Below are 18,489 nucleotides of genomic sequence, written 5' to 3'. Positions count from 1 at the left end.
CCGACCGGCGGGGGTCACCAGCTGGTGTAGAGCAGGTGCTGCACCAGCAGCGCGCAGACCAGCTGCAGCGCCAGGCCCAGGCTGCGCCACCGCGCTGGCAGCAGGGCCAGCGAGAGCAGCAGCCACGGCATGAACGGCAGCCAGATCCGCTCGACCTCCGCCTTGCTCATCCCCGACACGTCCGCGACCGCGATGGTCGCCAGCGCCGCGGCCGCGAGCCCGGCGACCACGCGGTCGGGCGTCGCCGCCAGCGCCGTACGCGCGCGTCGCGTGACGCCGAGCTGGGCGAGGCGGGCGACCCCGGCGCCGACGAGGGGGCCGGTGGCGAACGCCAGCGCCGCCAGGTTGCCCCACGCCCAGTACGCCGCGGTGCGCTCCCCGCCGAGCCCGTCGAAGTAGCGCTCGTGCAGGACCGGGTAGGCCTCCCACCACGCGAAGCCCGCCGCGGCCATCAGCAGGACCGGCACCAGCGCGGCCACGGCCGCGACGGGCAGCGGCAGCCAGGACCGCGCCAGGAACAGGATGGTGACGGCGAGCAGGCCCAGCAGCGGCAGTCCGTAGGACAGCAGGACGCAGCAGCCCAGCAGCAGCCCCGCCAGCACCGACCAGGCCACGACCACGCCGGTCGGGCGGCCGCGGTCGCGGGCGGTCGCGCCCAGGGCCAGCGCGGCCAGCCCCCACGCGGCGACCGCGGCGAAGAGGGCGTCGGCGGAGACCGCCATGTAGACCGCGGAGGGTGCCAGCACCAGCAGCGGGGCGACCCGGCGGGCGGCGGCCTCGGCGCCCAGCGCCCGCAGGGCGACGAGGACCGCGACGGCGGTGGTGGCGGCCAGCACGACCACCACGAGCGCCGCGGCGAGGTCGCCGCCGAGCCCGATCCGCACCAGGCCCACGAAGAACAGCAGCGCCAGTGGGGGGTGCCCGGCCACGTGGACGACCCAGTTGTCCGGGTGCGCGTACGGGATCCGGTCGACGTACTCGTCGAGCATCACCGGGACGCTGTCGACCTCGCGTGCGGTCGGGAGGTACTCGTAGGGGTTGCCGAGCACGCGGGTCAGCCCGGCCTCGCCGTCCACCAGGGCCAGCGAGACCATCCAGGCCAGCCCGGCCAGGAACGAGACCAGCAGCAACGCGCGCCACGGGAGCCGGGCGGCGAGGCCGGCGGCGTACCGCCAGGCGAGCAGCGCCAGCACGACCGCCGGCAGGGTGCCGAGGCCGACCTTGACGTCGACGAAGCCGTGGGTCGGCGGGGTGCCGCGGTCGTCGTCGCGGGCCAGCACGTCCCAGCCGACCAGCGGGGGGACGACGGTGGCGGCGACCACCAGCAGCAGGACGACGGCGAGGCCGACCCAGGGCCAGCGGCCGGCGGGCGTCTCGGCGACCGTGGCACCGGGTCCCGGGACGGCGGCGGGACGTGTCACGGAGGGGGTCGCCATGGCGCCGAGGGTACGGAAAGCACCCTCGCCGGACACGGGCGGACGGACCCGGACGACGTCAGAGGGGTGGGCGTGCTCACGCCCCCGGCGTTTCCGCGCCGTCTGATTCCGGTTCGCTGGGTGTCAAGCCCTAGGGTCGACCCGTGACGACGTGCGACCTGGTGCTTCCGTGCCGCGACGAGGGCCCGGCCCTGCGGTCGCTGCTGCCGCGGGTCCCGGCCGACTTCGCCGTCGTCGTCTCCGACAACGGGTCCCGTGACGGGACCGCCGAGATCGCCCGCGGCCTCGGCGCCCTGGTGGTCTCCGAGTCCCGACCGGGGTACGGCGCCGCGGTCCACACGGGCCTGCTGGCCGCCACCCACGAGTACGTCGCGTTCATGGACGGCGACGGGTCCTTCGACCCCGCCGAGCTGCTGCCCCTGCTCGAGGACGTCCGCTCGGGTCGCGCCGACCTCGCGGTGGGCCGCCGCCGGCCCGTCCGCTCGGGCGTGTGGCCCTGGCACGCCCGCGCCGGGAACGCGCTGATCGTGGCCTGGCTGCGCCGGCGGATCAAGATGGACGCCCACGACATCGCCCCGATGCGGGTCTGCCGCCGTCAGGCGCTGCTCGACCTCGACGTGCAGGACCGCCGCTTCGGCTACCCCGTCGAGATGCTCCAGAAGGCCACGATGGCCGGCTGGCGGGTGAGTGAGCGCGACGTGGGCTACCACCCGCGTGCCGAGGGCACGAAGTCGAAGGTGTCCGGCTCGGTCAAGGGCACCCTGCGCACCGCCCGCGACTTTTGGCGGGTGCTCGCGTGACCCGACGTGACGACGCGGGGGCCCGCGCGGGCACGACCGGGGACGAGACCGGGGCGAGCTTCCGGGTGCTGGTGATGGCCAAGGCGCCCGTCGCCGGTCGGGTCAAGACCCGGCTGGGCGTCGACGTCGGTCACGACGCCGCCGCGCGGATCGCCTCCGCGGCCCTGCTCGACACCCTCGAGGCCGCCACCGCAGCCGCGGGCGCCGAGGGCTGCCACCTCGCCCTCGACGGGGACCTCGACGACGCGGTCGGTGCCCCCGAGCTGCGCGCGGCCCTCGCCGGCTGGACCGTCACGCCGCAGCGCGGCGACGGGTTCGCCGAGCGCCTGGTGGCCGCCCACGCCGACGCCGGCCCCGGCCTCGTCGTGCAGGTCGGCATGGACACCCCGCACGCGAGCGCCGACCTGCTGGCCGCCGCCGCCGCGCCGCTGCAGGCCGACGAGCCGGCGTACGACGCGGTGCTCGGCCCGGCCGACGACGGCGGCTGGTGGGTGCTGGCGCGGCGTGACCCCGCGGTGGCCGCCGTGCTCGCGGGCGTCGAGATGTCCACCGACCGCACCGGGGCCGACACCCGCGACGCCCTCGTCGGCGCCGGGTGGCGGGTGGGCACCACCGTCATGCTGCGTGACGTCGACGAGGTCGACGACGCCGACGCCGTGGCCGCCCTGGCCCCCGGCAGCCACTTCGCCACGGCCTGGTCCGCGGCGCACGTCACCACCCCGGGCTCGGGCCCGGGCGTTGTCGAGGAGGACCCCGCATGAGCGAGGAGCAGCTGTCAGTCGAGCCCGCCGAGGACCCGTTCTCCCCGCTGGAGCCGCCCGCCGGTGTGCTGGAGGCCCTCGACGACGACGGCCAGGCGTCCTTCACCACCGTCTTCTCCCACGCCCTGCGCGGCGAGCCCTGCCACGTGGTCGGGCTCGGACCCGAGCCCCAGCACCTCCCGATGGCCGACTGGACCCGGGAGGCCGACTCGCTCGACCAGTCGCTGATCGCTCAGTGCGTGGGCTCGACCCTCGACATCGGGTGCGGCCCGGGGCGCCTCAGCGCGGCGCTGGCCGAGAACGGCCACGTCGTGCTCGGCATCGACGTGGTCCACGAGGCCGTCGGGCAGACCCGTCAGCGCGGCGTCGCCGCCCTGCGTCGTGACGTCTTCGACCGGCTGCCCGGCGAGGGCCGTTGGCGCTCCGCGCTCCTGGCCGACGGCAACGTCGGGATCGGGGGGGACCCCGAGGCGCTGCTGAAGCGGGTCCGCCAGCTGCTCGACCCGACCGGCCGGGTGGTCGTCGAGGTGGCCCCGCCCGGTGTCCCGTTCACCACCCACTGGGCCGCCCTCGAGTGCGCCGGCACCCGCAGCCGGCCCTTCCGCTGGTCGGTCGTCGGTGTCGACGACGTCGGCGACATCGCGGCCGCGGTCGGGTTCGGCGTCGCCTCGACGCACCGCCACGGCGAGGACCGCTGGTCGGTCGTGCTGGAAGAGCAGAGATGACCCGCACGCTCCCGGTCCCCACCGAGGAGCGCTTCACCAGCCGCCTGCGCAGCCCCGCCGTGGCCGCGCGGATCGGTGTGTGGCTGGCGGTGGCCTTCACCACCTGCTTCGTCACCGGGCTGATCAGCCACTACGCCCAGAACGTCGACCACCCCGTCCCGTTCCCCACGAGCCCTGCCTGGGGCTACCGGGTCACCCAGGGCCTGCACGTGATCAGCGGGTACGCCGCGGTCCCGCTGCTGCTGGTCAAGCTCTGGACGGTCTTCCCCCGGCTGTTCCAGGCCGTGCCGCTCGGCGACCTGCGCCGACTGGTCCTGCACGGCCTCGAGCGCGTCTCGATCGCGGTGCTGGTCGGTGCGGCGCTGTTCCAGCTGGTCTCCGGGATCATGAACGCGGCCCAGTGGTACCCCTGGTCGTTCTCCTTCCGCCCCAGTCACTACGCGATGGCGTGGGTGGCGATCGGCGCGCTGCTGGTGCACGTGGCCGTCAAGCTGCCGGTCATCCGCGACGCCCTGCTCGGTGACGTCGAGGACACCACCCACGACCGGCCCTCGGCCACGCGCGAGGGCGCGCTGAGCCGCCGGGGCCTGCTGCGCACCACCTGGGCCGCGGCCGGAGTCGCGGTGCTGGCCACGGCCGGGGGGAGCGTCGCCTGGCTGCGCCAGGTCTCCGTCCTGGCGGTGCGCACCGGCGACGGTCCGCAGGGGATCCCGATCAACCGCTCGGCCGAGGCCGCCGGCGTCACGACCGCGGCGGTGGCTCCCGGCGCGTACGCCCTGGAGCTCGTCAACGGGGCCACCTCGCTCACCCTGGACCGCGCCGACCTCGAGGCGATGACCCAGCACACCGAGGAGCTCCCGATCGCCTGCGTCGAGGGGTGGAGCGCGACGGCGACCTGGACCGGCGTCCGCGTCTCCGAGCTGATGGCGCTCGTCGACGCGACCGGCGGGCCCGACGTCGTGGTCACCTCGCTGCAGCGCTTCGGCGCGTTCTCCACCACGATGATGCAGGGCGGTTTCGTCGAGGACGACCGGACGCTCCTGGCGCTGAGGCTCAACGGCGAGGAGCTGTCCCTCGACCACGGGTTCCCCTGCCGGGTGATCGCCCCGAACCGGCCCGGGGTGCTGCAGACGAAGTGGGTCACCCGGCTCGAGGTGTCGACGTGACCGGCGGGAGCGGCGCGGCCGGCGGGGGTGCCGGCGGCGTGGGTGCCGGCGGTGTGGGTGCCGGGCGGCTGGTCGTGGGCGGCCTCGGCGTCCTGGTGGGCCTGTACGGCGCGTGGCTGCTGCTCTCGCGCCAGGAGCTCTCCCAGGTGCTCGACGTGGCCGTGTGGACCGTGGCGGCGCTGCTGCTGCACGACGTCGTGATCGGTGGGCTCGAGCTGGCGCTGGGCGCCGCGGCGCAGCGCGTGCTGCCGTGGACGGTCTCCGGACCCCTCGCCGGCGGCTTCGTGGTGCTCGGCTCGGTGACGCTGCTGGCGGTGCCGGTGCTGGGTCGCTTCGGGGCCCGCGAGGACAACCCGACCCTGCTGGACCGCGACTACACCACCGGCTGGCTGGTGCTCGCCGCCCTCGTCGTGGTGGCCGTGGTGCTGGCCGTGCTGCGCCGTCGGCGACACGCGGGGGACACGCGGTAGCGCCTCCGTGCGTCGAACAGGTGTTCGGGCTAGGTTGTGTGCACAGGCGGGGGTACGAGCCCCGTCGTCCCCAGGCCCGGCGCGAGGTCAGGACCGTTGTCGGCGGGTCGCCCTAACGTCGTCGACAGCACTTCACGAACCCCACACACGCACTGACCACGGGCCTGACCGGCCCGCTGAGGACGGAGACTGACCATGGCTGGCGGAGACCGCGACAAGGCGCTGGACACGGCGCTGCTCAACATCGAGAAGCAGTTCGGCAAGGGCTCGGTGATGCGCCTGGGCGACGAGACGCGCGCCCCCCTCGAGGTGATCCCGACCGGCTCGATCGCCCTCGACGTCGCGCTGGGCCTCGGCGGCCTGCCCCGCGGCCGGGTGGTCGAGATCTACGGCCCGGAGTCTTCGGGAAAGACCACGGTCGCCCTGCACGCGGTGGCCAACGCCCAGCGCGCCGGCGGCATCGTGGCCTTCATCGACGCCGAGCACGCCCTGGACCCCGACTACGCCAAGAACCTCGGCGTCGACACCGACGCGCTGCTGGTCTCGCAGCCCGACTCCGGTGAGCAGGCGCTCGAGATCGCCGACATGCTGGTGCGCTCCGGCGCGCTCGACCTGATCGTCATCGACTCCGTCGCGGCGCTGGTGCCCCGGGCCGAGATCGAGGGCGAGATGGGCGACAGCCACGTCGGCCTCCAGGCCCGCCTGATGAGCCAGGCGCTGCGCAAGATGACCGGTGCGCTGAACTCCTCCGGCACGACGGCGATCTTCATCAACCAGCTCCGCGAGAAGATCGGCGTCATGTTCGGCTCGCCCGAGACCACCACCGGTGGTCGGGCGCTGAAGTTCTACTCCTCGGTCCGCCTCGACGTGCGTCGCATCGAGACGCTCAAGGACGGCACCGACATGGTCGGCAACCGGACCCGCTGCAAGGTCGTCAAGAACAAGGTCGCGCCGCCGTTCAAGCAGGCCGAGTTCGACATCATGTACGGCAAGGGCATCTCCCGCGAGGGCGGCCTGATCGACGTGGGCGTCGAGGCGGGCCTCGTCCGCAAGGCCGGCGCCTGGTACACCTACGAGGGCGACCAGCTCGGCCAGGGCAAGGAGAACGCGCGGACCTTCCTGCGCGACAACCCCGACCTCGCCAACGAGCTCGAGAAGAAGATCCTCGAGAAGCTGGGGGTCGGCCCGCAGGTCGACGCCGAGGCCTCCGAGCTGTCGGACGAGCCCATCGGGATCAATGACTTCTGAGTCGGATCCTGCTGGTCCGGACCCCGTTGCTCCGGACCCGTGGCGCGGCGACGTCGCCGACGGCGTCGCCGCCTGGACCCGGGGCCGGGCCGTGCCCAAGCCGGAGCGGGCCGACCGCCCCACGCGACCGGGACGGTCGGGCACCAGGTCGGGCAGCCGCCAGGGCGGTCGGCAGGGCGGTCGCCGGGGCAGCACGTCGGGCGGCAGGTCGGGCTCGACGGGCCGCGGCCCGTCGGCCGAGCGTCCGCCGGAGCCGGACGCCGACCCCGAGCAGACCGCGCGCACCATCCTGCTCGACCAGCTGGTCGGTCGGGCCCGTAGCCGCCGCGAGCTGGCCGACAAGCTGGCCGCCAAGGGCGTCGAGGACGACGTCGCCACCCGGGTGCTCGACCGGTTCACCGACGTCGGCCTGGTCGACGACGCCGCCTTCGCCGCCACCTGGGTCCAGCAGCGCCAGTCCGGCAAGGGCCTGGCCCGCCGCGCCCTGGCCCAGGAGCTGCGCCGCAAGGGCGTGGACGACGAGGTCGCCCGCGAGGCGCTCGACGAGGTCGACCCCGACCAGGAGCGGGACGCCGCGCGGCAGCTCGTGCGCAAGAAGATGCGCACGCTGACCCGCGTCGACCAGACCACCGCCACCCGTCGGCTGGTCGGGATGCTGGCCCGCAAGGGCTACGGCGCCGGCGTGGCCTGGTCGGTGGTCCGCGAGGAGCTCGACGCCGACGAGGACGCCTTCCCCGAGGCGCCGGACGACCTGTAGGGCACGGCCGCCCCGCCGCGTCACGAAACACGGACGACACAGTGGCGGGGCACGATCGTCGACGTGGACGAGCGCGAGGTGCTGACGTGGGAGACCTTCGGCCGGTGTGTGCCGGAGTTGGCCGGCCAGGTGTCGGCGGACGGGTACCGACCGGACCTGGTGCTGAGCGTGGCCCGCGGCGGCCTCGCGCTCGGGATGGGGCTCGGGTACGCGCTCGGGGTCAAGGCCTGCGCCATGCTGAACGTCGAGTTCTACACCGGGGTCGACGCGCGCCTGGACGAGCCGGTGGTGCTGGGCCCCGGGCCGTCACCGGCCGACCTGGCCGGCCGTCGGGTGCTGGTCGCCGACGACGTGGCCGACACCGGCCGTACGCTCGCGGCGGTCCGGGACCTGTGTGCGCCCCACGCCGCCGAGGTCAGGGTGGCGGTGCTCTACGACAAGCCGGGGTCGGTGGTGCGTCCGGACTACTCCTGGCGCCGTACCGACCGGTGGATCGACTTCCCGTGGTCCTCGGTCGAGGCCGTGGTCACCGGCTCCGTGCCCGCCTGAGTCCGCGCCGATGGGCCATGATGGCCCGGTGAGCACCCACAGTACGACCACCGCCTCCGACCTCGCGGCCGCGCTGCGCGTGCCCCCGGGCCCGGTCGACCTCACCGCCTGGCCGACCGACACGACCCCGGGCTTCGACGGTGACAAGGCGGAGGGCAAGCGGCTGCTGGGCGAGCTGGGCGACCCGCTCGGCGACCTGCAGGAGCGGCTCTTCGCCGAGGGCGTCTCGGGGGCGGGGGAGCGGTCGGTGCTGCTGGTCCTGCAGGGCATGGACACCTCCGGCAAGGGCGGCGTCGTGCGCAACACGGTCGGGCTGGTGGACCCCCAGGGGGTCCGGATCACCTCGTTCAAGGCGCCGACGCCCGAGGAGCTCGAGCAGGACTTCCTGTGGCGCATCCGCAAGGGCGTGCCGGAGCCGGGGAAGATCGGGGTCTTCGACCGCAGCCACTACGAGGACGTCCTGATCGGCCGGGTGCGGGCGCTGGTCGACCAGGAGGAGCTCGAGCGGCGCTACGACGCGATCAACGACTTCGAGCAGGAGCTGGTCGCCTCGGGGGTGCACGTGCTGAAGGTGATGCTGCACGTCTCCCGCGCCACCCAGCGGGAGCGGCTGCTCGCCCGCCTCGACGACCCCACGAAGCACTGGAAGTTCGCGCCCGGCGACATCGACGACCGCGGTCTGTGGGACGACTACCAGCGGGCGTACGAGATCGCCCTGGAGCGGACCAGCACCGAGCTCGCGCCGTGGCACGTGGTCCCGGCCGACCGCAAGTGGTTCCGCAACCTCGCCGTGGGCCGGCTGCTGCTCGGTGAGCTGGAACGGATGGCGCCGCAGTGGCCCTCCGCGGACTTCGACGTGGAGGAGCAGCGCGGGCGGCTGCAGTCGGAGCCGGCGTGAGCCGACCGCTCGAGACGGTCCGCGTCACCCGCTACGTCACGCCGCTGCGTGAGGGCGGCAGCCTGCCCGGCGTCGTCGAGGGCTCCGACCTCGGCACCTACGTCTGCAAGTTCCGCGGCGCGGGCCAGGGCGTACGCGTGCTGGTCGCCGAGGTCGTCGTCGGCGCGCTGGCCCGCCGGGTCGGGCTGCGGACGCCCCGCCTGGTCGCGCTGGACCTGACCCGGGAGATCGCGCGCTACGAGGCGGACGAGGAGGTCCAGGACCTGCTCACCGCCAGCGTGGGGCTCAACCTCGGGATCGACTTCCTGCCCGGCGCCTTCGGCTACGACGGCGACCCGCCCGGGGACCCGCTCGACCCCGCCGTGGTGCTGTGGCTCGACGCGTTCACCGCGAACGTCGACCGGTCCTGGCGCAACCCCAACCTGCTGGTCTGGCACGACGACCTCTGGGTGATCGACCACGGCGCCTCGCTCTACTTCCACCACGCCTGGGCCGGCGGCGTGACCGACCCCGCCCGCTTCGCCGCCCAGCGCTGGGACGCCTCCGACCACGTGCTCGGCGCCTGGGCCGACCGGCTCGGCGAGGCCGAGGCCCGGGTGGCCCCGCTGCTCGACGAGCAGGCCGTCGTCGACGCGCTCGACGAGGTGCCCGACGCCTGGCTCGAGCCCGTACCGGGGGCGGAGACGCCCGCGGCGCTGCGCGAGGCGTACACCGCCTTCCTCAGCGCCCGGCTGCAGACGCGCCAGTGGCTGCCGGGGGCCGAGGCGTGAGCGCCCCGGAGCTGTCCTACCAGTACGTCGTCCTGCGCTGCGTCCCGCGCGCGGACCGCGAGGAGTTCGTCAACGTCGGGGTCGCGCTCTACTGCCAGGGCGCCGACCACCTCGCCGCGGAGGGGTGCATCGACGCGGCGCGCCTCGAGGCGCTCTGGCCGGCCCTGGACGTGGAGCGGGTGCTGGAGGCGATGGCGTTCGTGGAGGCCGTCGCGGCCGGCGACCCCCGCGCGGGCGCGGTCGCGGCCCAGCCGTTGACGCAGCGGTTCGGCTACCTCAAGGCACCGCGGAGCACGGTGCTGCAGCCGGGCCCGGTGCACGGCGGGACGACGACCGACCCGGCCGCCACGCTCACCGCCCTGGTGGCACGCACCTGCGAGTGAGCGCATGACAGCAGCGGATCGCTGCCACCAGGTGGCAGCGATCCGCTGCTGTCATGACGTGCCGGCGCGCGGCTCAGACGGGGACGAGCTCGACGGCGCCGACGGCGTACCGCGCGAGCACGCCGCGGGCGACCTCGGGGTGGGCGCCGAGCGGCTCGGAGATCGCGACGGCGCCGGCCTCGAGGGCCAGCTCGGCGGCGCGGGAGGTCAGCGCGCCGGGGGCGAGGAAGAGCGAGCCCACGGCGATGTGGCGGCGGCCCTGGCCGCGGAAGGCCCGCACGGCCTCGCCGGTGGCCGGCGGGGCGGTGGTGGCGTACGCCGCGGTGACCGGCAGGTGGTGGCGTGCGCCCCACATCCGGGCCAGGCGCGCGACGGTCTGGTTCGCCAGCGCGTCGCCCGAGCCCTCACCGGCCAGGACGAGGGCGTCGAGCTCCCGCACCCGGTGCACCCGCAGCGCGTCGCGCAGCCGCTCGTCGAGCACCCCGAGGAAGCTGGGGGAGACCCCGAGGACCTCGGAGGCGCTGATCCGCAGGCCCGGGTGCCGCTCGCCGGCGGCGAGGACGGCGCGGGCGACGTCGCCGCTCGCGGACCCCTCGTTGGTCAGCAGCAGGGGCACCACGACGACCTCGTCGTGCCCGGCCCGTGCCAGCCGGTCGACCACGGTGTCGAACGAGGGTCGGGCCCGCTCGAGGAAGGCGACCTCGACCCGCAGGTCCGGGCGCAGGGCGCGGACCTCGGCGACGAGCGCGGTGACGGTGGCGACGGCCTGGGGGTCGCGCCCACCGGGCGCGAGGGCGACGAGCGCGGGAGCGGACATCAGGCGGACCTCCTCGGAGGACGGCTCGTGGTGCGGGTGGTGCGGGCAGGGGTGCGAGCAGGAGCAGGGGTCACGTGTGGATCCCGCACTCGGTCTTGGAGGTGCCGGCCCAGCGGCCGCTGCGCGGGTCGTCGCCCGGGGCCACGCGGCGGGTGCAGGGAGCACAGCCGATCGAGGGGTAGCCGTCGTAGACCAGCGGGTTGACCAGCACGTTGTTGTCCACGACGTACTGCTCGACCTGCTCGTCGCTCCACCGCGCGAGCGGGGAGACCTTGACCTTGCCCTTCTTGGCGTCCCAGCCCAGGACCGGTGCGATGACGCGGTTCTTGGTCTCGGCGCGGCGCAGGCCGGTGGCCCACGCCTCGTAGCCCGCGAGGGCCTCGGCCAGCGGCACGACCTTGCGCAGGGCGCAGCACTGGTCGGGGTCGGTCTTGTAGAGGTCCTTGCCCCATGCGGCGTCCTGCTCGGCCACGCTCTGCACCGGGGTGATCGAGAGCAGGTTGACCGGCAGGGTCGCGGCCACGGCGTCGCGGGTGCCGATGGTCTCGGCGAAGTGGTAGCCGGTGTCGAGGAAGACCACGTCGATGCCCGGGACCACGCTGGAGACCAGGTGGGACAGGACCGCGTCGGCCATCGAGGAGGTCACGCAGAACTTCTCGCCGAAGGTCGCCGCGGCCCACTCGATGATCGTCTCGGCCGGGGCCAGCTCGAGCTCGGCGCCCCAGTGGGACACCAGCTCGCGCAGCTCCTCGGGCGAGCGGTTGCCGGCGGTGGCGCCGCGGAAGCTGCGGGCGGCGTCGGTGGTGGCGGTGGTCATGAGCTGCTCCTCCGGTCGCGCTCGGCCGCCACGGAGGCGGGTGCCGCGACCTGACCGAGCATCTTCAAGGAGAAGGCGCGCAGGCACGACCGGCATTCCCAGGCGCCGTGACCGGCACTGCCGTCGGTCGGTTCGTGCGGCCAGAGGTCCTCGTCGCCGCAGTAGGGGCAGTGGTACGGGACGCCGCGGCCGGTCACCGTACGCCGCCCGGCTCGGCGGCCTCGAGCGACTTCTCGCCGCGCAGCAGGTCCTCCTCGGCCCGGGCGACCCACGTCGCGAAGTCCTCGCCGTCGTCGGCGCGGTCGACCAGGTAGTTGCCGACCACGGTGGTGACGTAGTCGCCGAGGCCGGCGCTGGTGACCTTGTGGGCGCGCAGCTTGCGGCCGAAGTTGGCGTTCAGGCCGAGCGCACCGCCGAGGTGCACCTGGAAGCCCTCGACCTGCTCGCCGTCGTGCATCACGAGCTGGCCCTTGAGGCCGATGTCGCCGACCTGGGTGCGCGCGCAGGCGTTCGGGCAGCCGTTGACGTTGACGGTGATCGGCACGTCGAGGTCGGGCAGGCGCTGCTCGAGCTCGTCGACGAGGTCGCGGGCGCGGTCCTTGGTGTCGACGATCGCCAGCTTGCAGAACTCGATGCCGGTGCAGGCCATCGTGTTGCGCCGCCAGTTCGACGGCCGGGCCTGCAGGCCGATCGCGTCCATGCGGGCCACCAGGGGCTCGACCTGGTCGGCGTCGACGCCGATCACGACGATCTTCTGGTACGGCGTGAGCCGCGCGCCGGCCGCGCCGTGCGCCTCGATGGCGTCGGCCAGCTCGACCAGCATCGACCCGGACACGCGGCCGGCGGTCGGGGCCAGGCCGACGTAGAACCGGCCGTCCTTCTGCTCGTGGACGCCGATGTGGTCGCGGTGCCCGGTGGGTGTCTCGGGGGAGGGGCAGTCGACCAGCGTGCGGCCGAGGTACTCCTTCTCGAGCACCTCGCGGAACTTCTCCACGCCCCAGTCGGCGACCAGGAACTTCAGCCGCGCCCGCGAGCGCAGCCGGCGGTAGCCGTAGTCGCGGAAGATCGACGCCACGCCCTCCCAGGCGTCGGCCACCTCGTCGAGCGGGATCCACACGCCCATCCGGGCGGCCAGCTTCGGGTTCGTCGACAGACCGCCGCCGACCCACAGGTCGAAGCCGGGACCGTGCTCGGGGTGGACGGTGCCGACGAAGGAGATGTCGTTGGTCTCCGGCGACACGTCGTGGCCGGGGTGCCCGGTCAGCGCGGTCTTGAACTTCCGGGGGAAGTTGGAGAAGGCCGGGTCGCCGATGAAGCGGCGCTTGATCTCGTCCAGCGCGGCGGTGCCGTCGATGATCTCGTCCTTGGACACCCCGGCGACCGGCGAGCCGAGGAAGGGCCGCGGGGAGTCGCCGCACGCCTCGAGGCTGCTCAGGCCGGCGGCGTCGAGCCGCTCCCAGATCGCGGGGACGTCCTCGATCCGGATCCAGTGGTACTGGATGTTCTCGCGGTCGGTCACGTCGGCGGTGCCGCGCGCGAAGTCCACGCCGATCGTGCCCAGCGCACGGACGGCCTCGTGGTCGAGCAGCGCGCCGTCGGAGCGCACGCGGAGCATGAAGTAGGAGTCGTCGAGCTCCTCCTCGGGCACCGTCGCGGTCTTGCCGCCGTCGAAGCCGGGGGCGCGCTGGGTGTAGAGGCCCATCCAGCGGAAGCGCCCGCGCAGGTCGGCGGGGTCGATCGAGGCGAAGCCGCGCTTGGAGTAGGTGTAGAGGATGCGGTCCCGCACGTTCAGCGGGTCGTCGTCCTTCTTGGACTGCTCGTTCTTGTTCAGCGGCTCGGTGTAGCCGAGCGCCCACTGACCCTCGGCGCGCTTGGGGCGCGGGATCTCGGTGTGGGCGGCCTTCTCGGCCTGGAAGCGCATGTCAGCCATGGGGGAGCGGTCCTTCTCGTGGGGCTCGGGCGGGGCGCCGGCGCGGTGGGGCCGGGTGCGGGTCGCTCAGCGAGTCCGACAGAGGCAGCTGCGGGTGCGCCCGAGGTCCACGTGGCGGCGTACCACGAGGTGGAGGGGGGTCCCGACGGTCATCACGTCAGTCAGTCTCACCCTGTGGACCACGCCCCCACAAACGCCGATCCCATGTGGTGAGACGCTTGTCCGGGGGTCGAGACGCTGACCTGCGGGTCCCGCGGGTGGTGAGGTGCACGTCACAGCGCGCGCCCGGTGCCGCCGCAGATCCGCGGCCGCGCGGAGAGGGCGTCCGGGCGGCCACGGTCCTACGCTGAGCCCATGAACGCCGCGGACCAGGCCCACCAGACCAGCCTCGCCTCCAGCGCCTACCGGCAGGCCCTCGAGGTCATCTCGGCCGTGGAGCCGCGCATCGCGCAGGCCACCGCCGCCGAGCTGGCCGACCAGCGGGGCTCGTTGAAGCTCATCGCCAGCGAGAACTACGCCTCGCCGGCCGTGCTGCTCACGATGGGCACCTGGCTCTCGGACAAGTACGCCGAGGGCACCGTCGGGCACCGCTTCTACGCCGGCTGCCAGAACGTCGACACCGTCGAGTCCATCGCGGCCGAGCACGCCCGCGAGCTGTTCGGCGCCGAGTACGCCTACGTCCAGCCGCACTCCGGCATCGACGCCAACCTGGTCGCGTTCTGGTCGATCCTGGCCCACCGCGTCGAGGCCCCGGCCCTGGCCGAGCTCGGTGCCAAGAACGTCAACGAGCTCTCCGACGCCGACTGGGAGACCCTGCGCCGCACGCTCGGCGACCAGCGCCTGCTCGGGATGAGCCTGGACGCCGGCGGCCACCTGACCCACGGCTTCCGTCCCAACATCAGCGGAAAGATGTTCCACCAGCAGCAGTACGGCACCGACCCCACCACGGGCCTGCTCGACTACGACGCCCTGGCCGCCAAGGCCCGCGAGTTCAAGCCGCTGATCCTCGTCGCCGGCTACTCCGCCTACCCGCGCCGGGTGAACTTCGCCAAGGTCCGCGAGATCGCCGACGAGGTCGGCGCCACGCTGATGGTCGACATGGCGCACTTCTCCGGCCTGGTCGCCGGCAAGGTCTTCACCGGCGACGAGGACCCCGTCCCGCACGCCCACGTGGTCACCTCGACCACCCACAAGTCGCTGCGCGGCCCGCGCGGCGGCATCGTGCTGGCCACCGAGGAGTACGCCCCCAGCGTCGACCGCGGCTGCCCGATGGTCCTCGGCGGCCCGCTGGCCCACGTGATGGCCGCCAAGGCGGTCGCGTTCGCCGAGGCCCGCCAGGACTCGTTCCGCACCTACGCCCAGGCCGTGGCCGACAACGCCAAGTCCCTGGCCGAGGGTTTCCTGAGCCGGGGCGGCGACCTGGTCACCGGCGGCACCGACAACCACCTCGTGCTGCTCGACGTCAGCCGCTACGGCCTCACCGGCCGCCAGGCCGAGACCGCGCTGCTCGACGCGGGCGTGGTCACCAACCGCAACTCGGTCCCGGCCGACGCCAACGGCCCCTGGTACACCTCCGGCATCCGCCTGGGCACCCCGGCGCTGACGACCCGCGGCTTCGGCCACGACGAGTTCGACCGGACCGCCGAGCTGATCACGATGGTCCTGGAGAACACCCAGCCCGGCACCACCAAGGCCGGCGGCCCCTCCAAGGCCGCCTACGTCCTGGCCGACGGCATCGCCGACAAGGTGAAGGACGCTTCGGCCGAGATGCTCGACAAGCACCCGCTGTACCCGGGCCTCGAGCTGTCCTGACGCCTGACGGCGACGAAAGAACGTACAGTGCCGGCCGCCGCTCGCTGACCGCACGCATCACCGCAGGTCAGCGGCGTGCAAGGCGGGCGACGCGGGCCGGATCACGGCTTGTGTACGTTCTTTCGTCGTCGACCTCAGGGTCGGACCGTTGCGCGGCCCGGCGGCGGTCGTGGCGGTCGGTGCGGCCCCGCGCCGCTGTAACGCTGTGTTACTCCATCTGGCGCGGCGTCACGACGCTGCACAGGATGAGGTAACAGAGCGTTACAGCGGCGTCTCTGGGGCGTCGAGGCGTCGGAACCGCACCACCGCGCTCAGCCGGCCGGGACCGTCGGCGTGGTCCGCTCGACCAGCGCCCGCAGCTCCCCGCCCTCGAGCGCGCCGTAGACCCCGTCGTGCGGGGAGGCCAAGCGGGAGGCGCAGAACGCGTCGGCGACCTCGGGCGGGGCGTACCGCACCAGCAGCGAGCCCTGGAGCAGCAGCGCCATCCGACCGGCCAGGCGGCGGGCGGAGCGCTCCATCGAGGTCGGCTCGGCCATCAGCGAGCCGAGCATCGCCAGGGTGTCCTCGAGCGCGCGGTCGAGGCGGGGGTCGCCGCCGCGGGCCAGGCCGACCTCGGTGATCCAGGCGTCGAGCGCCTCGGGCTCGCGGCCGAGCGCGCGCAGGACGTCGAGGGCGTTGACGTTGCCCGAGCCCTCCCAGACCGAGTTCAGCGGCGCCTCGCGGTAGAGCAGCGGCATCCCGGACTCCTCGACGTAGCCGTTGCCGCCCAGGCACTCCAGCGCCTCGGCCACCATCCCGGGCGTGCGCTTGCAGACCCAGAACTTGGCCAGCGGCAGCGCCAGCCGGCGCAGCGCGGCCTCGTGCGGGTCGGGGGTGCCGTCGACGGCGGCGGCCAGCCGCAGGGCCAGCGCGGTCGCGGCCTCGGACTCCAGGGCCAGGTCGGCGACCACGTTCTGCATCAGCGGCTGGTCGGCCAGGCGCCGGCCGAAGGCGGCGCGGTGCGCGACGTGCCAGGACGCCTCGGCCACCGCGCGCCGCATCAGCGAGGCGGAGCCGAGGACGCAGTCGAGCCGGGTCGCGGCGACCATCTCGATGATGGTGCGCACCCCCCGGCCCTCGTCGCCCAGCCGCCGCGCGACGGTGCCGTCCAGCTCCAGCTCGGCCGAGGCGTTCGAGCGGTTGCCGAGCTTGTCCTTGAGCCGCACCACGTCCAGCTGGTTGCGCGTGCCGTCGGGCAGCACCCGCGGCACCACGAAGCAGGTCACGCCGCCCCCGGCCTGGGCCAGCACCAGGAACACGTCGTTCATCGGCGCGGAGGTGAACCACTTGTGCCCGTGCAGCGTGTACTCGCCGTCGGTCGCGGTCGGGCGCGCCTCGGTGAGGTTCGCCCGGACGTCGGAGCCGCCCTGCTTCTCGGTCATGCCCATCCCGGCCAGCGCCCCGCGCTTGGCGGCGGGTGCGCGCAGGCCGGGGTCGTACGACGTGGAGGCCAGCAGCGGCGTCCACTCCTTCGCCACGGCGTCGTCGGCGCGCAGCGCGGGCACGGCGGCGTAGGTCATCGACACCGGGCAGCCGTGCCCGGGCTCGGTCTGCGACCACGCCAGGAACCCGGCCGCCCGGCGCACGTGCGCGAGCGGGTCGTCGGACTCCCACGGCGCCGCCGCCAGCCCGTGCCCGACCGCGCGGCCCATCAGCCAGTGCCAGGACGGGTGGAACTCGACCTCGTCGACGCGGGTGCCGTAGCGGTCGTACGGCACCAGCCGCGGCGGGTGCTCGTTGGCCAGCCGGCCGTGCTCGCGGGCTTCGGCCGACCCGGCCTCGCGACCCAGCGGCAGCAGCCCGGCCAGGGTGGCCTCGTCGGCGTGCCGCAGGACCGCCTCGCTCAGGGCGGCGTCCCCGCCGACGACGTCGTGCCCGGTCAGCGGCGGGGCCTGGTTGGTGGCGACGCGGTGCGCGGCGCGCCCGTCGGCTGGGCTGTTCGCAGGAGCCATGGACGTAACCTAGGCGCCATGGTCGCGCCCACCGAGCGGCATCCGCCGCCGGCGAGCACCCCGGCTGCGGTTGCCCCCCAGCCCGCGACGCCCGACCCCCTCGACCCCGACCCCGACCACCCCACCGAGGCCGCGGAGCAGCGCCGCCCCGGCACGGCGGCGCTGGCGACGTACGTCGCGCTGCTCGGCCGTCGCCTGCACCCCGTCTGGCGGATCGTGGTCACCGCCGTCGCCTCCTGCCTGCGCAACCGGGTCACCGGGCTGGCCGCCGAGGCCGCGTTCTTCGCGGTGCTCTCGGTGCCCCCGCTGGTCTTCGCGCTGGCCGGGGCGGTCGGCTACGTCACCGAGCGGTTCACCCCGGCGCAGGTCGAGGAGATCCGGGCGGCGGTGATCGACCTGTCGTCGCGGTTCCTGACCGAGCCGGCCGTCGGCAAGGTGATCGACCCGACCATCGACTCGGTGCTCGAGGGCGGCCGCTTCGACGTGATCTCGCTGGGCTTCGTGCTCGCGCTGTGGTCGGGGTCGCGCGCGCTCAACGTCTTCGTCGACACCATCACGATCATGCACGGGCTCGGCGGGCAGCGGGGGATCGTGGCCACCCGTGCCCTGTCGTTCTTCCTCTACATCCTGGCGATGCTGATCGGGATCGTCGCGCTGCCGCTGGTGGTGGCCGGCCCGCAGATGGTCGGCCGGGTGCTGCCCGACGGCCTCGACCCGCTGCTGGCGTTCTACTGGCCGCTGGTCGTGGTCCTGTGCGTGTGCTTCCTGGCCACGCTCTACCACGTGTCGGTGCCGGTGCGGACGCACTGGCGCTTCAACCTCCCCGGCGCCTGCTTCTCGCTGGTCGCGTGGATCGTCGGGTCGTACGTGCTGCGGTGGGTGCTCACCGTGACCTCCGACGACTCGGCGTCGATCTACGGCCCGCTGGCGGCGCCGATCGCGGTCCTGCTGTGGCTCTACGTCGTCGCGATCGCGGTGCTGATCGGGGCCGCGGTCAACGCCGCCTTCGACGAGGTCTTCCCCCAGCAGAGCACCGTGCGCGCCCGCTCGGCGCTGAGCGCCCGGTGGCGCGACCGCGTCGGCGGCGGCGCCGGCCGGGACGTGGGCTAGGTTCTCGGCGTGCAGGAGCCGACCGAGCAGCAGGACGCCGGGCGCGCCC

The 18,489-nt window shown here is 74.2% G+C and carries 18 protein-coding genes; 13 read left to right on the top strand and 5 right to left on the bottom strand.

Features of this window, described 5'->3' with window-relative positions; genetic code table 11:
* Positions 1-14: 14 nt before the first annotated feature.
* Positions 15-1,436: a hypothetical protein gene (locus tag ENKNEFLB_RS14525; RefSeq protein ID WP_246535562.1), complete on the bottom strand. Its 1,422-nt coding sequence runs from the start codon at positions 1,434-1,436 to the stop codon at positions 15-17.
* A gap of 143 nt (positions 1,437-1,579) precedes the next feature.
* Here ENKNEFLB_RS14525 and ENKNEFLB_RS14520 point away from each other — a divergent pair, with 143 nt between their 5' ends.
* From ENKNEFLB_RS14520 to ENKNEFLB_RS14470, 11 genes are all read left to right on the top strand, one after another.
* Complete coding sequence (locus ENKNEFLB_RS14520; protein WP_214056062.1) at positions 1,580-2,236, top strand: glycosyltransferase family 2 protein; 657 nt, start codon at positions 1,580-1,582, stop codon at positions 2,234-2,236.
* Entirely contained in the window at positions 2,233-2,997 is a 765-nt protein-coding gene (locus ENKNEFLB_RS14515; RefSeq protein ID WP_214056061.1) for a TIGR04282 family arsenosugar biosynthesis glycosyltransferase, read from the top strand. The genes ENKNEFLB_RS14520 and ENKNEFLB_RS14515 overlap by 4 nt, the downstream gene beginning before the upstream one ends.
* A complete protein-coding gene (locus ENKNEFLB_RS14510; protein WP_214056060.1) occupies positions 2,994-3,722 on the top strand; it encodes a class I SAM-dependent methyltransferase in 729 nt (242 codons plus the stop codon). Before ENKNEFLB_RS14515 ends, ENKNEFLB_RS14510 begins: the two co-directional genes overlap by 4 nt.
* The gene (locus tag ENKNEFLB_RS14505) at positions 3,719-4,888 is read left to right on the top strand and encodes a molybdopterin-dependent oxidoreductase (RefSeq protein WP_214056059.1); all 1,170 of its coding nucleotides are present in this window, start codon (positions 3,719-3,721) and stop codon (positions 4,886-4,888) included. Before ENKNEFLB_RS14510 ends, ENKNEFLB_RS14505 begins: the two co-directional genes overlap by 4 nt.
* On the top strand, positions 4,885-5,358 hold the full coding sequence (locus ENKNEFLB_RS14500; RefSeq protein WP_214056058.1) for a hypothetical protein: 474 nt from the start codon (positions 4,885-4,887) through the stop codon (positions 5,356-5,358). Before ENKNEFLB_RS14505 ends, ENKNEFLB_RS14500 begins: the two co-directional genes overlap by 4 nt.
* A gap of 195 nt (positions 5,359-5,553) precedes the next feature.
* The gene (gene recA, locus ENKNEFLB_RS14495; protein ID WP_160007191.1) at positions 5,554-6,606 is read left to right on the top strand and encodes a recombinase RecA; all 1,053 of its coding nucleotides are present in this window, start codon (positions 5,554-5,556) and stop codon (positions 6,604-6,606) included.
* Entirely contained in the window at positions 6,596-7,363 is a 768-nt protein-coding gene (locus ENKNEFLB_RS14490) for a regulatory protein RecX (RefSeq protein WP_214056057.1), read from the top strand. The genes recA and ENKNEFLB_RS14490 overlap by 11 nt, the downstream gene beginning before the upstream one ends.
* A gap of 63 nt (positions 7,364-7,426) precedes the next feature.
* A complete protein-coding gene (locus ENKNEFLB_RS14485; RefSeq protein ID WP_246535561.1) occupies positions 7,427-7,912 on the top strand; it encodes a phosphoribosyltransferase in 486 nt (161 codons plus the stop codon).
* A 28-nt stretch (positions 7,913-7,940) separates the two neighbouring features.
* Positions 7,941-8,810 carry a polyphosphate kinase 2 family protein gene (locus ENKNEFLB_RS14480; RefSeq protein ID WP_246535560.1) on the top strand — a complete coding sequence of 290 codons (870 nt, stop codon included), beginning with the start codon at positions 7,941-7,943 and terminating at the stop codon, positions 8,808-8,810.
* Positions 8,807-9,580 carry a hypothetical protein gene (locus tag ENKNEFLB_RS14475; RefSeq protein ID WP_214056055.1) on the top strand — a complete coding sequence of 258 codons (774 nt, stop codon included), beginning with the start codon at positions 8,807-8,809 and terminating at the stop codon, positions 9,578-9,580. Before ENKNEFLB_RS14480 ends, ENKNEFLB_RS14475 begins: the two co-directional genes overlap by 4 nt.
* Positions 9,577-9,963 carry a DUF3037 domain-containing protein gene (locus tag ENKNEFLB_RS14470; RefSeq protein WP_214056054.1) on the top strand — a complete coding sequence of 129 codons (387 nt, stop codon included), beginning with the start codon at positions 9,577-9,579 and terminating at the stop codon, positions 9,961-9,963. Before ENKNEFLB_RS14475 ends, ENKNEFLB_RS14470 begins: the two co-directional genes overlap by 4 nt.
* 73 nt (positions 9,964-10,036) lie before the next feature.
* Here ENKNEFLB_RS14470 and ENKNEFLB_RS14465 read toward each other — a convergent pair whose 3' ends face one another.
* The 3 genes from ENKNEFLB_RS14465 to ENKNEFLB_RS14455 form a co-directional block, all read right to left on the bottom strand.
* Positions 10,037-10,780 (bottom strand): sirohydrochlorin chelatase, encoded by a 744-nt coding sequence (locus tag ENKNEFLB_RS14465; RefSeq protein WP_214056053.1) that lies wholly within the window; start codon positions 10,778-10,780, stop codon positions 10,037-10,039.
* A 70-nt stretch (positions 10,781-10,850) separates the two neighbouring features.
* Positions 10,851-11,597: a phosphoadenylyl-sulfate reductase gene (locus ENKNEFLB_RS14460; RefSeq protein ID WP_214056052.1), complete on the bottom strand. Its 747-nt coding sequence runs from the start codon at positions 11,595-11,597 to the stop codon at positions 10,851-10,853.
* Positions 11,598-11,790: 193 nt separating this feature from the next.
* Positions 11,791-13,527, bottom strand: coding sequence for a nitrite/sulfite reductase (locus ENKNEFLB_RS14455; protein WP_214056051.1), 1,737 nt, complete (start codon positions 13,525-13,527; stop codon positions 11,791-11,793).
* Positions 13,528-13,881: 354 nt separating this feature from the next.
* Between ENKNEFLB_RS14455 and ENKNEFLB_RS14450 the strand changes: the two genes are divergently transcribed.
* The gene (locus tag ENKNEFLB_RS14450) at positions 13,882-15,339 is read left to right on the top strand and encodes a glycine hydroxymethyltransferase (protein WP_214056050.1); all 1,458 of its coding nucleotides are present in this window, start codon (positions 13,882-13,884) and stop codon (positions 15,337-15,339) included.
* A 311-nt stretch (positions 15,340-15,650) separates the two neighbouring features.
* Here ENKNEFLB_RS14450 and ENKNEFLB_RS14445 read toward each other — a convergent pair whose 3' ends face one another.
* On the bottom strand, positions 15,651-17,330 hold the full coding sequence (locus ENKNEFLB_RS14445) for an acyl-CoA dehydrogenase family protein (protein WP_214056049.1): 1,680 nt from the start codon (positions 17,328-17,330) through the stop codon (positions 15,651-15,653).
* Positions 17,331-17,348: 18 nt separating this feature from the next.
* On the opposite strand from ENKNEFLB_RS14445, the gene ENKNEFLB_RS14440 reads away from it, so the two are divergent.
* Positions 17,349-18,440 (top strand): YihY/virulence factor BrkB family protein, encoded by a 1,092-nt coding sequence (locus ENKNEFLB_RS14440; protein ID WP_214056048.1) that lies wholly within the window; start codon positions 17,349-17,351, stop codon positions 18,438-18,440.
* Positions 18,441-18,489: the final 49 nt, after the last annotated feature.

Source organism: Nocardioides aquaticus, assembly GCF_018459925.1.
In the GTDB taxonomy this organism is placed as follows: domain Bacteria; phylum Actinomycetota; class Actinomycetes; order Propionibacteriales; family Nocardioidaceae; genus Nocardioides; species Nocardioides aquaticus.
This window is presented reverse-complemented; position numbering and strand designations above follow the sequence as displayed.